Origin of the sequence: Ruegeria alba (genome assembly GCF_022321465.1) — a bacterium.
Taxonomy (GTDB): domain Bacteria; phylum Pseudomonadota; class Alphaproteobacteria; order Rhodobacterales; family Rhodobacteraceae; genus Ruegeria_B; species Ruegeria_B alba.
Genome location: NZ_JAKOEM010000019.1, coordinates 1 through 12808, shown reverse-complemented (window position 1 = coordinate 12808; position 12808 = coordinate 1). Strand labels below are relative to the sequence as shown.

The 12808-nt window shown below is 62.6% G+C and carries 14 protein-coding genes, 1 tRNA gene and 1 pseudogene; 4 read left to right on the top strand and 12 right to left on the bottom strand.

Translation table 11 applies throughout. The features are described 5' to 3' along the window. Positions 1-46: 46 nt before the first annotated feature. Together MB818_RS17190 and MB818_RS17185 are read right to left on the bottom strand one after the other, a co-directional pair. Positions 47-628 carry a PA14 domain-containing protein gene (locus MB818_RS17190; protein WP_234138747.1) on the bottom strand — a complete coding sequence of 194 codons (582 nt, stop codon included), beginning with the start codon at positions 626-628 and terminating at the stop codon, positions 47-49. A gap of 128 nt (positions 629-756) precedes the next feature. Further along, positions 757-1209 carry an Lrp/AsnC family transcriptional regulator gene (locus tag MB818_RS17185; protein ID WP_234167704.1) on the bottom strand — a complete coding sequence of 151 codons (453 nt, stop codon included), beginning with the start codon at positions 1207-1209 and terminating at the stop codon, positions 757-759. A 72-nt stretch (positions 1210-1281) separates the two neighbouring features. Here MB818_RS17185 and MB818_RS17180 point away from each other — a divergent pair, with 72 nt between their 5' ends. After that, positions 1282-1878: a LysE family translocator gene (locus MB818_RS17180; protein WP_234144556.1), complete on the top strand. Its 597-nt coding sequence runs from the start codon at positions 1282-1284 to the stop codon at positions 1876-1878. On the opposite strand, the gene MB818_RS17175 is transcribed toward MB818_RS17180, so the two are convergent. After that, positions 1875-2354, bottom strand: coding sequence for an AraC family transcriptional regulator (locus tag MB818_RS17175; RefSeq protein ID WP_238905853.1), 480 nt, complete (start codon positions 2352-2354; stop codon positions 1875-1877). The genes MB818_RS17180 and MB818_RS17175 overlap by 4 nt on opposite strands. A 10-nt stretch (positions 2355-2364) precedes the next feature. After that, positions 2365-3195: an AraC family transcriptional regulator gene (locus MB818_RS17170; protein WP_238905851.1), complete on the bottom strand. Its 831-nt coding sequence runs from the start codon at positions 3193-3195 to the stop codon at positions 2365-2367. Positions 3196-3317: 122 nt separating this feature from the next. Between MB818_RS17170 and MB818_RS17165 the strand changes: the two genes are divergently transcribed. After that, positions 3318-4280 (top strand): acetyl-CoA carboxylase carboxyltransferase subunit alpha, encoded by a 963-nt coding sequence (locus MB818_RS17165; protein ID WP_238905849.1) that lies wholly within the window; start codon positions 3318-3320, stop codon positions 4278-4280. A gap of 92 nt (positions 4281-4372) precedes the next feature. On the opposite strand, the gene MB818_RS17160 is transcribed toward MB818_RS17165, so the two are convergent. The 7 genes from MB818_RS17160 to MB818_RS17130 form a co-directional block, all read right to left on the bottom strand. Next, positions 4373-5512 carry a lytic murein transglycosylase gene (locus tag MB818_RS17160; RefSeq protein WP_238905847.1) on the bottom strand — a complete coding sequence of 380 codons (1140 nt, stop codon included), beginning with the start codon at positions 5510-5512 and terminating at the stop codon, positions 4373-4375. Between the two features lie 40 nt (positions 5513-5552). After that, the gene (locus tag MB818_RS17155; protein ID WP_234163724.1) at positions 5553-6341 is read right to left on the bottom strand and encodes an ABC transporter permease; all 789 of its coding nucleotides are present in this window, start codon (positions 6339-6341) and stop codon (positions 5553-5555) included. Then, on the bottom strand, positions 6334-7101 hold the full coding sequence (locus MB818_RS17150) for an ABC transporter ATP-binding protein (protein ID WP_234144550.1): 768 nt from the start codon (positions 7099-7101) through the stop codon (positions 6334-6336). Before MB818_RS17150 ends, MB818_RS17155 begins: the two co-directional genes overlap by 8 nt. Positions 7102-7107: 6 nt before the next feature. After that, entirely contained in the window at positions 7108-8121 is a 1014-nt protein-coding gene (locus MB818_RS17145; protein ID WP_234138812.1) for an ABC transporter substrate-binding protein, read from the bottom strand. A gap of 72 nt (positions 8122-8193) precedes the next feature. Further along, a complete protein-coding gene (locus MB818_RS17140; RefSeq protein ID WP_234138738.1) occupies positions 8194-8841 on the bottom strand; it encodes a GntR family transcriptional regulator in 648 nt (215 codons plus the stop codon). 44 nt (positions 8842-8885) lie between these two features. Then, a complete protein-coding gene (locus MB818_RS17135) occupies positions 8886-10748 on the bottom strand; it encodes an adenylate/guanylate cyclase domain-containing protein (RefSeq protein WP_238905846.1) in 1863 nt (620 codons plus the stop codon). Positions 10749-10811: 63 nt separating this feature from the next. Beyond that, complete coding sequence (locus tag MB818_RS17130; protein WP_234163725.1) at positions 10812-11492, bottom strand: M48 family metallopeptidase; 681 nt, start codon at positions 11490-11492, stop codon at positions 10812-10814. Positions 11493-11593: 101 nt separating this feature from the next. Between MB818_RS17130 and MB818_RS17125 the strand changes: the two genes are divergently transcribed. Both MB818_RS17125 and MB818_RS17120 read left to right on the top strand, forming a co-directional pair. After that, entirely contained in the window at positions 11594-11920 is a 327-nt protein-coding gene (locus tag MB818_RS17125) for a TIGR02300 family protein (RefSeq protein ID WP_234138735.1), read from the top strand. A gap of 178 nt (positions 11921-12098) precedes the next feature. Next, a tRNA-Ala gene (locus tag MB818_RS17120) sits at positions 12099-12174 on the top strand. On the opposite strand, the pseudogene MB818_RS17115 reads toward MB818_RS17120, so the two are convergent. Further along, a pseudogene (locus MB818_RS17115) lies at positions 12162-12473 on the bottom strand (transposase); the annotation flags it as partial. The gene MB818_RS17120 and the pseudogene MB818_RS17115 sit on opposite strands and share 13 nt — an antisense overlap. Between the last annotated feature and the right edge of the window lie 335 nt (positions 12474-12808).

The following is a 12808-nucleotide window of genomic DNA, read 5'->3' as shown; positions in this document are numbered from 1 at the left end:
ACGGAGCCGCTCGGCCCCGTTGTTCAGATCGTTCTGGAGCGCAGGCTCAATACCCGAACACGTCGTTCGGGACCCATTTCATGCCTTTGCCCTTTTGCCCCCAGCGCATCATCAGGCACGAGGTATTGAGGCGGTTGAAATAAGTGATATCGACCTTGTACCAGCCGGCCTGCGGCACCTCGACTTCGGAGACGATGGTGCTGTCGCATGTCTGGCGTCCGTCGAAATGGCCAACCCTCTGGCCGCCGATACGTGCGTCGATCCCGTCATTGGTGAAGAAGTCGATCTCGTAAACACCCGGAGAATCGAAACGAATATAACCCCTGATCGCGGCGGCCACATTCTCTGCCCGCTTCGAGGTTAACGTGTTCTCGCCCTTGGCGGTGTCACGATAATCTAGCCCGCGCAGTGCCTTGCCGCGCTGCGCGCCCGCCTTGAGCACGCTACGCGCCTCGGCCAGTTGGCGGATGTGCTCGCCCTCCCTGGCATATCCATAGCTGACAGACAGGCCACGCTTCAGCCCGCCGGGCTGCGGATTGGCCGGTTGCAGTTTGGCCGGTCCTGCCGACAACGCTCCTGCACAGATCATGGCAAGCCCTGCAAGCGCGCCGATCCAGATCGCTTTCATATGTTACACTCCCGGTTTTCTGCGCCGCGACCGGTCTTGGCGCCGGAGTTGGGCAACGCATTCGTGATCAGCCTAGGCATCAAATTTTCGTGCGGCAAGGGCCGATACGATCACTTTTTCCCCGCACCTCAGGCGCGCAGGTCCTTGGGAGAACCCATAACGACATAGGTCGTGATCGAATTCACATGCGGAAGGGTGCCCAGAACATCGGTGTGAAAGGTCTTGTAGCTGGGCAGATCGGCGCATTCGACCCGCAGCAGGTATTCGATGGTGCCGGTGATGTTATGGCATTCCACAACTTCGGGTGCGCGGGCGACGGCGCGCTCGAACCGCTCTTGCGCTGCCTTGGTATGCTCACCGAGGCCGACACCCATATAGGCGACAAATCCGATGCCCAGCGCCGCCGGGTTCAACACCGCGCGGTAGCCGGCGATAACGCCCGCCCGTTCCAGCTCCTGCACCCGGCGCAAACAGGCCGAGGGCGACAACCCCACCCGCGCCGCAAGGTCGAGATTGCTGATCCGACCGTCGCGGGACAATTCTTGCAATATCTTGCGGTTGATTTCGTCGATCTTCGTCATTGATTGCGAATTTACAGCGAACGATCGCAAGAACGCAATTTCATTTGCCCTGCGCCGCGCAAGAGTTTGCGCATGACATACGATCTGCTCATCGCCCTTCTGCTCTTTGCCTTTGTCTCGTCGATAACGCCGGGGCCGAACAACCTGATGCTGATGGCTTCGGGCGCCAATTTCGGCTTTCGCCGCTCGGTTCCGCATATGCTGGGGATCGGGCTGGGCTTTACCTTCATGGTGGTGATGGTTGGCGTCGGGCTGGTGCAGGTCTTTGACGCCTGGCCGCCCAGCTATACGCTGCTGAAATACGCTTCGGTCGTCTATCTGCTCTATCTTGCCTGGAAGATCGCCAATGCCGCCCCGGCCAAGCGGGGGGCCGAGGCGGGCCGCCCGATGACCTTTCTTCAGGCTGCGGCCTTTCAATGGGTCAACCCCAAGGCCTGGGCGATGGCGCTGACCGCGATCTCGGCCTATGCGCCGGGACAGACGCTGATGGCGGTGCTGGTGGTTGCCGCGATTTTCGGGGCGGTCAACCTGCCTTCGGTCAGCACCTGGACCGTGCTGGGTCAGCAGATGGCGCGGTTGCTGACCAATCCACGCCGCCTGACGGTATTCAACTGGACCATGGCCGGGTTGCTTGTTTTGTCGCTCTACCCGGTGCTCTGGCCCGGCTAGGGTCGCAGGGGAATGCACAGATCGGTGCGCAGCGCCTCGGGCGCCGTGTGTTCAGGATCGTCGTGATAGATCTCGAAAGGCGGCGCAAGATCGGGCCAGACCCGCAGGCGCCGCAACTCGCGCTCGTAGAGGCTGCGGAACTTGTCCGGAATCTGGTCATAGGGTCCCACATGGCGATGTATGGCACAATGACAGGGCCTCTGGCGCCACGGTTCCAGACCCGCAACCTCGCCTGTGTCCCGCGATACCGCGCATCCGGCAAGATAGATCTGTTGCGATGGCGGGGTTCGGGTCGGGTCGGACAGGTAGAGCCCGACCACCGGCCCCCAGCCGCGTGTCCGCCAATCGGGCGGCAGGCAGGAGAGGAGTTGCGCAAATCCCGCGGCCTTCTGCGCATAGGGTCCGATATGGCGAAAGGCGCGCAGATCGAAGCCCTCGAGATGGTCGATTGAGACATCCAGGTTTTCATTGGTCACGACCAAGGCCTCACTTCAGGGGCAGACAGATTTCGGTCAGCAGTTCTTCGGGTGGAACCGCGCGCGGATCGTTGAGGTAAATCTCGAAACAAGGGCTGTCCGCCGGCTCCTCGCCCGAACCGGGCAACCATGTGCCGAACAGAGAATGATAGGCGGCGGCAAGCCCGGAATAGGGACCTTTGTAGGTCATGACCGCCGTCCTGCCGCCGGGCAGGTGGTGTTCTTCCATCCCTTGCGGGATATCATCGCCGCGCCATGTTCCGCCTGCAAAGGACCGCAGTTCCGCCACGGGGACGCAGTCGGGGCTGTCGAGATAGACCGCAACCGAGTCCGCGATCTGCGGCCACAGGTTGCGGGACTGGCACAGGGCCGCAAAACTCTCGAAGCTGCGGCCAATGGTGGCATAGGCCCCTTTGTGGGCGATCCCAGCCAGACGCCGGGCAGGTTCATCGCGGATTTCCACGGGAAGCATCGGATAGTCTCCTGTCTTGAAGGGGGGCAGAGGCGGCAACAGCCGATTGGCCCGGCGAAAGGCCGACGGGCTTTGCCCATAGGCCTCGGCAAAGGCGCGCGCGAAGGAGACCGGGTTGGGATAACCGACCGAAGCGGCGATCTCGTCCACCCGCGTCCGGGTCTGCACCAGTGCGGTAGCTGCCCGGTGCAACCGCATCCGCCGCACCGTCTGGGCACAGGTCTCGCCCGTCAGCGCCCGGAACACCCGGTGCCAGTGAAACCGCGACATTGCCGCCACATCCGCCAACTGGTCCAGCGACAGGTCGCCGCCCGGATTGTCATGGATGTAGTTCAGCACCCGCAGGATGCGCCCTTCGTAATCTGTCATTGCCTGATGCCTGTTTCCTCTGCCCCGGCAGATTGCCATCGAAGCGTCCCACAAATCTTGCCGAGTTGCATCCTGCGCGACCTGAGGTCATATAGCGTGAAACTCCGCGACGTGAGGGCACCATGACCCAGTATCTGGATTTCGAGAAACCGCTGGCCGAAATCGAAGGCAAGGCCGAGGAACTGCGCGCTCTGGCCCGCGCCAACGAAGAGATGGACGTGGCAGAAGAGGCCGCGGCGCTCGATGCCAAGGCGGCCAAGCTTCTGGACGAGCTTTATCGCGATCTGACCCCCTGGCGGAAATGTCAGGTGGCCCGGCACCCCGAACGCCCGCATTGCCGCGACTATGTCGATGCGTTGTTCACCGAATACACGCCGCTGGCTGGCGACCGGAACTTTGCCGATGATCTGGCGGTAATGGGCGGGCTGGCACGGTTCAATGACCGCCCGGTCATGGTAATCGGCCACGAAAAGGGGTCCGACACCAAGTCCCGCATCGCCCACAATTTCGGCATGGCTCGGCCCGAAGGATATCGCAAGGCGGTACGCCTGATCGAGATGGCCGGCCGGTTCGGTCTGCCGGTGGTGACCCTGGTCGATACCGCGGGAGCCTATCCTGGCAAGGGCGCTGAAGAGCGCGGCCAGTCCGAGGCCATCGCCCGTTCGACCGAGATGTGCTTGCGCGCCGGTGTGCCGCTGGTCTCGGTCATCATCGGCGAAGGCGGCTCGGGCGGCGCCGTCGCCTTTGCCACCGCCAACCGGGTGGCGATGCTGGAACATTCGATCTATTCGGTGATCTCGCCCGAGGGCTGCGCCTCGATCCTGTGGAAGAATGCCGAAAAAATGCGCGAGGCCGCCGAAGCGCTGCGCCTGACCGCGCAGGACCTGCTGAAACTGGGCGTGGTCGACCGCGTGATCCCCGAGCCGCGCGGTGGTGCCCATCGCGACAAGGCTGCCGCGATGGAGGCGGTACGCACCGCCATCTCCGCCATGTTGAAGGAGCTTGAGGGCAAATCCGCCGAGGCGCTGATCAAGGATCGTCGCCAGAAATTCCTCGATATCGGATCCAAAGGGCTGGCTGCATAGGAAAGGGCGCTGCGCGCCCCTTCATTTCGCCTGAAATACTCCGGGGGAGTCGCCCATCGGGCGACGGGGGCAGCGCCCCCGCCCCGCTCAGCTCAGCGCAGCATCCGCAACAGCTCGACCGAGGGTGTGCCGGTCACTGCCAGCCCACGCGCGCGCTGATAGTCGCTGATCGCAGCGGTGCTTTTCGAACCGATCACCCCGTCTGCACCGCCGGTATCATAGCCGGCCGCGCTCAGGCGGGTCTGCAACTCCTTGCGCTCTTCCAGCGTCAAACCGGTCTCGTCCGGCCCGAACGATGCCTTGAACGGCCCGCCGCCCTTGAGGCGGTCCGACAGGTGTCCCACGCCGATGGCGTAGCTGTTGGAGTTATTGTAGCGCTTGATCACGTTGAAATTCTTGAACACCGCGATCTTGGGTCCCGGCACCTGCGGTTGCAGCACGGCCAGCGGCGTGCCCGAATTGGCGGCGGCGGATCCCACTTCGCCCCCCCAGGGCTGGCCCCGCACCCAGCCCGCATTGGCCAGATAGGCGGCGGTCGAGGCCAGCGCATCGGTCGGATCCTCGGACCAGATATCGCGCCGCCCGTCGCCGGTGAAATCCACCGCATAGGCCAGGTACGAGGTTGGGATGAATTGGGTATGGCCCATCGCACCCGCCCAGCTTCCGGTCATGTTTCGGGGTGACGTATCGCCGTTTTGCAGGATCTTCATCGCCGCGATCAGCTGCTTCTCGAAGAACGCGCCGCGCCGACCGTCATAGGCCAGCGTCGACAGGGCCGAGACGATCGGCACATCGCCGCGCCGGGTTCCATAGCGGCTTTCCAGCCCCCAGATTGCGGTCACCACCGCCTTGTCGACCCCATAACGTTGCTCGATCCGGCCCAAGAGCGCGCCGTGCCGGGCCAGCATCTGCTTGCCGGTCGCGATCCGCTCGTCCGAGGCCGCGATGGCCAGGTAATCCTCCAGCGAGCGTTTGAACTCGGTCTGGTTGCGGTCCCGCTCGATCACCTTTGGGATATAGCCCGCGCCGCGAAACGCGCTGTCGAGTGTCGAGGCGGAAATGCCCTGCGCCGAGGCCCGCCCCTTGAAAGAGGCGACCCAGGCGTTCCAGCCCGCGTTGGGAACGGTGGGCCAGGCTTCTGCCGGTGCGGCGGTGGGCGCGGTCGTAGCCCCGCCACAGGCCGAAAGCGTAAGCGCCCCCAAGCCGAAAGTAAAAAGGCGACGATCAATCATGGTGAATCCTGCTCGTTTGTTTTGCCGCAGGATACCGCGATCAGCCGCGCCAGACCAGCAAGCGTTTCTCGATCTTGCCGATGGCCCAGCTGGTCAGCACCCCGAGGCAGGACAAAATGACAACACCGGCAAAAAGCCGCTCAAGATCATAGAGCGCGCCCGCTTGCAGGATATAGGCGCCGATCCCGTGTTCGGCGCCCAGCATCTCGGCCGCGACCAGCAGGATGATGCCGATGGCCAGCGACACCCGCAGCCCCGACAGGATACCGGGCAGCGCGCCGGGCAGCACGATCTTGCGCACGATCGACCACCAGCCCAAACCAAAGCTCTGCCCCATGCGAATGAGCCCCCGGTCGACATTGTCGACCGCGCCATAGGTGGCCACCACCGTGGGTGTGAAGGTCCCCAGCGCGATGAGCGCGTATTTCGACCCTTCGTCGATGCCGAACCAGATCACGAACAACGGCAGCAGGGCGATTTTCGGGATCGGGAAGATCGCCGCCACCAGCGGCACCAGCCCGGCCCGGATGTAAGAGAAGAGCCCGATCAGCACGCCCACACCAACACCCGCGCTGACTCCCAGAACCGAACCCACCGCCAACCGGCTGAGCGACGGGAGCAGATGCGTCCATAGCGCGCCGGACCGGGCCAGATCACTCAGCGTCGCGGCCACGTCCGACGGGCGCGGCAGGGTCAGGTTGGAGATCCAGCCCGTCCGCGTGCCCCATTCGATCAGGAACAGCAGCAGCACGAACACCGCGATGCCAGTGCCGCGCCGCGCCTCGGGACGGAAACCGCCGCCACGAAAGGGAACCCGGATCTCAGGCATCCAGCAACTCCAGATCGGCAGCCACCGCCTCGTCCCGCATCAGTGCCCAGAGATGGGCCTGGATCGCCTCCAGCCCCGCGTCCCCTGCATGCCGTTCCGACAGCGTCCCCGGCACCTCGATCACCTCGCGCACGCGGCCAGGGCGACGCGACAGCACCGCGATGCGGTGACCCAGGCGCACCGCCTCGGCCAGGTTGTGGGTGACATAGACGCCGGTAAAGGGCTGCCGCTCCCACAGGGCCACAAGATCCTCCATCAACAGCTCGCGCGTCTGCGCGTCCAGCGCCGAGAGCGGCTCGTCCAGCAGCATCACCGCCGGGTTCACCGCCAGCGCCCTGGCAATGGCGACCCGCTGTTTCATGCCCCCCGACAGTTGTCGGGGCAGGGCATCGTGGAAATCCGACAGCCGGGTGCGGGCCAGCACATCCTCGATGATCGCGCGCACCCGGTCGCCCGGCAGACGGTGATCTTCGAGCACCAACGAGATATTGCCCGCCACGCTGCGCCAGGGCAGCAGGGCGAAATCCTGAAAAACATAGGTCAGCGGGTTCAGACAGCCCTCGGGCGGGGTGCCGCCTTGCAGCACCTCGCCCCAATCGGGTTGTTCCAGCCCGCCCAGCATCCTGAGCAGCGTGGACTTGCCGCAGCCCGACGGACCGACCACGCACAGGATCTCGCCCGCCGGGATATGCAGCGAGACATCGTCCAGCACCACCATGTCGCCATAGCGATGGGTCAGACCGCGAACCGCGAGCTCCATGTGCCGTCAGATCATCGGTGCATAAGATCCGTCGACCAGCACCTCGGTGGTGATGCTGTCCTTGACCAGACCTTCGGACTTGAACCAGCCCAGCTGATCCTCGACCGAACCCATGTTCAGTCCCGCATCCTTGTTCAGGCGCATCGCGCCGTTGCGGATGGATTTCTCGGCCTTCTCGAAGGGTTGGTCTGCATAGACATATTTGTGCACCAGCTTGACCATTTCGACCCCGGCCTCGTCCCCGGCGGTCTTGTCCACCAGGGCCGCGTTGAAATCCGCCGCCCCGCGCGAGAAGGCGCGCAGGAACGCCTCGGTCTGCGCCCGTTCGCCGGATGCATTGCTGGCCGAGGTAAACACGGTGGTGACCTGATAGTCGGGCAGATAATCCGCAACCATGCCGATGTGCTTGACCGCACCACCGCCCGACAGCGCCTTGCCGATATGGGGCACGATGGTCCAGGCATCGACCTGACCCGACTTTAGTGCGCCGATGATCGCACCCACTTTTTGCAGCGGCGTGAACTTGACCGAGGCCCCCTCGGCCGCCGCGATCTTGGCGCCCATATAGTGGAAGGACGAGCCCGGCTGCGTCACCGCAAAGCTGCGCCCATCCAGCGCGGCGGCGCTGGTCAGCCCCGCGTCATAAGCCGCGTTCGAGGCCAGGATCATTTGGCCGTCAATGCCCTTTTCCTCGCTCAGCGCGCCGCCGATCACCTTGGCTGCGCCTTTTTCGGCTAGGCTGATCAGGCCGCCGGTGATCGCGGTGACCGCATAATCGGCGTCACCGCTGGCGATTGCCACCGCCATCGGTTGGGCCGCCTCGAAAAACTTGAATTCGACGTCCAGCCCCTCGTCAGTGAAATAGCCGCGTTCAAAAGCGACGAATGACGCCGCGTGGCTGGTGAAGCGCAACGCGCCGACCGTCATCTTGGTATTTGCCAGGGCCGGTGTTCCCAGCATCGGCAAGGTGGCCGCGCCACCGATCAGCCCCAGCGCTCCGCGCCGCGAAAACCTGTTCATCATGTCACTCCCCGTTGAAATCCGGTCTCAGCTTATGACCAAGGCAAAGCGGCGCGCAACCATGCAACGCGATCACGTCACCAACAGCCGCAGGCCCTGGGTCACGTCGGAACGCACCGCCAGCCGCAATCCGGGTTCATCGCCTGCCTTGAGCGCGGCGATGATCAGCTTGTGATATTGCGGCGGATCGGTGCGGCGTAGTCGGCCATAGAGCGCGCGCATCGTCGGCCCCAACTGCAGCCAGACGGTTTCCGCCATGGCCAGCATCGCCGGCGCCTGCGCCCGAAGGTAAAGGGTGCGGTGAAATTCCAGATTGGTGCGGATATACCCCACCGCATCGCGTTTCGAGACCATCTCGGCCACCGTGCCGTTGATCGCCTGCAACCGGTCGATCAGCGCCATATGGGCGCGGGGCAGGGCGCGGCTGGCCAGCTCCACCTCGAGAAGCGCACGCAGGGCGGCCAGTTCCTCGATCCGGTCGCTGCTCAACTCGGGGGTCGACACGCGGCCCGAACTGGACAGGAACAACGCCCCCTCGGCCACAAGGCGACGGATCGCCTCGCGCGCGGGGGTCATCGAAACGTCGAATTCCTTGCCAATGCCGCGCAGGGTCAGTGCCTGACCCGGTGACATTTCGCCATGCATGATGCGGGTGCGCAGGCTGCGATAGACCCGGTCATGGGCGGCGGCTGTCTGGTCGGTCGGGCGCGGGTTCTGCATGTTTCCTTGTGATCACATCTGCGAGCAGCGTCAAGCCGACCGGATCATTCCGGCAGGCCCGCGGCGCGCAACGCCTGCTCCAGACGCGCAAGCGTGCTACCTTCGCGATAGGGATAGATATCGGGCAGGTTGGCAATCGTGATGCCGGGTTGAAGCGCAAGTGCCTCGACCACTTCCCATTCGGCATCCTCGATCTGGCCCAGCTCGGTCAGGATCGCGCCTTGCAGCAGACGTTGGCGCAGCGCTTCGGGATTTCTTTCCAGCGCCTCGGTGCTCCACTCCAGCGCCGCTTCCAGGTTGCCAAGGCTGAAATGCACCTCGGCGATTGCATTCAGATAGGGAAACGGCGCCCGCGGGTTCAGGCGCATGGCGTGCTCAAACCCGGCCAGGGCGCGCTCCGGCTCACCAGCGTAATGCCAGTTCCAGGCCTGCATTCCGAAACCATCGGCATAGTTCGGGTCAAGCTTCACCGCCTGTGCGAAAGAGGCATCGGCCTTGTCGTATTCCCGGCGAAACATGTGAACCAGTCCCAGCGAGGCATGGACGGCGGGCAACTCGGGGTCGATCGCCACCGCCTGACGGGCGAGCCGATACGCGGTTTCCAGCGATTCGGCGCTGGCGGTCAGCGAGACGCCGGTGCGATTGGTATAGGTCGTTGCAAGGATGGCCTTTGCCAGCGCGAAATCCGGATCCAGATCCAGCGTGGACCACAAATATGCCTGGGCCGCCTTGCGCGATTCATCGTTGAACCGCCAGATCTCCTCCCATGCGCGCAGGAACAGATCATAGGCCTCCAGATTGTCGGTATGGCGCTTTGACAACCGCCGCCGCTGATCCTGTGTCAATTCGATCTTGAGCGCGTCGATGATCTGCGAGGCGACCTGATCCTGTAATGCGAAGAGATCGCTGAACTCGCGGTCCAGCCGTCCGGCCCACAATTGGAACCCGGTCGTGCCATCGACCAGATTTGCATTGATACGGACGTGATCGCCGGCCCGCTGCACGCTGCCTTCGACCACATACCGCACGCCCAGAACCTTGTGGACGGTCTGGGCGTCCATCGCCTCTTGTCGGTCGCGAAAGGAAAAGCTGGTGTTGCGGGCAATGACCAGCAGACCGCCGACCTGGCTGAGATCGTTGATCAGGTTGTCGGTCATACCGTCGCTGAAATAGGCCTGATCGGGATCGCCCGACAGGTTGGCGAAAGGCAGTACAACGAGCGAGGGCCGATCCTGAATGGGCGGTACCGCTATCGGGGCAACCTTGGCCGTTTCGTTGCCAGCGTTGCGACCCAGCACGACATAGCCCAGGCTGACGGCGGCGATGACAAGGAGGACCAGTGCAAGAGCAGGCGCGCGACGGCGCTTGAGTGGATCTGGCGCGCGGGCTGCATCGGCGCCGGTGCCTTCTGCCGACAGATGAAACACAGCGACCGGCTCGGTCACGTTCTTGACCATATGCTTGCCGCCATCAACGAAGTGAAGATCGGCTCGTTTCCGGGCCTGGTCATACACGTTTCGGGAAACCGCGATGCCTCCCGGTTGGGCCAGGGCCTCAATCCGCGAGGCGACGTTTACGCCGTCGCCATAGATATCATCCTCATCGACAATCACCTCTCCTAGGTTGATACCGATCCTGAGTTTCAGCGGATGGGTCCGCATCGCGGCCTGAATCTCGCAGGCACAATCAAGCGCGCTGGTAACACTGGCGAATTCCGCCAGCGCACCGTCACCCATCAATTTGACCAATCGCCCGTCATGGCGTGCCAGCGCCGGTTCGACATAGGTACGGCGCGCATCAAGGACGAACGCAAGAGTGCCCGTCTCGTCCTCGCCCATCAGGCGGGTAAAGCCGACAACATCCAGCATCATGATGGCTGCCAGCCGTCGCTTTTCCTGTTCGGTCATGGCACCCCGACCTGTCATTCCCTAAGGTCACCTTAGCAAGTCGCCCGGTTCGGACCAACAGACTTAGAACAGGTAGCTGTGCAGTTGGGCACCATTGTCACGCAGCCACTGGCGCTGCTCCAAATAGGGGCCATGAATGCGTGTCACCTCGGCCCAGAAACGTTGTGAGTGATTCATTTCAGCAAGATGCGCTACCTCATGCGCAGCCACGTAGCGCAGCACCGCGGGTGGCGTCAGGATCAGTCGCCACGAGAACATCAGCGCCCCCTCGGCGGTGCAGGACCCCCAGCGCGAGCGGGTATCGCGCAGGCTGATCCGGGCATAGGGCCGGCCCAGTTCGGCTGCATAGAAATCGCAGGCCGCTGCCAGCCGGTCGCGCGCCAACTCGCGCAGGAAACGATGCAGACCCGCACCCATGGCAGCCTCTGGCACCCGGAGCTCTTTCGCCTGCCACAAGATACGGCTGCCGGACGCTGGAAGGAGAGGTGTCGGCACCCCTTCGATCGGTATTAAATCCCCATACCCTGTCTGCCGACGAGGTGTGTGTCTGGCCAGATGCCCACGGATCCATTCCGATTTGCTCTCGGCGAAATCCATGGCCTCACTCTCGGAAACTCCCACCGGCAAAGTCAGGGTTACCCGTCCATCCAACTGCGACACACGCAGGCTTATCCGTCGTGCCCGTGCCGAACGGCGCAGCGTCAGCTGCACCGGAGGTGTACCCGGAAGGTGGTGCTTTCCCATATGTACGCTCCCCTTGGCGTAAAGGCTTTGACAGGCTGCACCTCATGTGGCACGAGGCCAGAATCTTCGAAGCGACTCATCAGATATCAAGGGGATTTCACATGCCCAAGGAAGAATGGGGTGTAAAGCGCGTTTGCCCGACTACCGGCAAACGGTTTTATGACCTGAACAAGAATCCGATCGTTAGCCCGTATACGGGCGAGGTCGTTGAACTCGACCTCGGCAAGGGTCGCATGATCGCAGCCGATGCCGAAGACTCCGCCACTCGCAAAGCCCGCCAGACCACGGATGACGATGAAATCGTGCTGGATGACAGCGATGACGATTCGGTCGACATGGATCTGGATGATGACATCCTCGAGGACGATGATGACGAGGACAGCGTTTCGCTGGACGACATCAAGGATATGTCTTCGGACGACGAATGAATGGCGGCATTCTAGCACTAGAAGGGCGGGCTAGACCCGCCCTTTTTTTGTGCCCAGCATCGCTATTTCTCCGTCATCAAGAAAAACGGCATGTCACGCAATTTTGGACTTGCACTCACCCGGCTGCTCTCATAAACGTCCGCTCACTGCAGCGATCCGAGTGATAGCTGACCGGTCAGGGGCCTTAGCTCAGTTGGGAGAGCGCTTGCATGGCATGCAAGAGGTCAGGGGTTCGACTCCCCTAGGCTCCACCAAAATTTCGATCTTCAATACCAATACAAGCAGTAAAGCTTGCTTCAGAAGTTTGATTTGTAGCGTCCGCCAAGATGGTGTGATTTCCCAGATGGCCTGAGTTCATGCTCAGGCGGCTTTCTTGGCTATGGGCGTCACTGATCACCAGTTTCATGACGTCGAGGCCCCAGGCATTCAAGCCGCTCATGAAGTCCATCCGGAAGGTTTCGGCTTCTGATGGGCCGACACCCAAGCCAATGATTTGACGCCGCGCCTCTGTGTTGGCAACAACGTCGATTATGGCTGCCGCGCAGACGATCCGCCCGCCTTGGCGTTGCTAGAAATATGGGGCGGTGAGCCAGTCCTCGGTTAGCGGGCGGTTCAGGAGCTCGCCTACGGTTGTGCGGGATCAAGCTGCATTCGATCAACAATTGGCTGGGCAACAATGAAGATGATGATCGCGTAGCATCTGTCAAGACCTGCAAACGAAAGTGCGCGCCGGGACCGTGTCGTTCGAAAACCGCGACGGATGGGCAGACAATATCTTTGTCTGCCATACAGGAATATGGGGATTATCTGTTTAGAGAGAATTGAGTATTTATTAGGTTTGGCGGTGACCTACTCTCCCGGGGCTTGAGCCCGAGTACCATTGGCGCG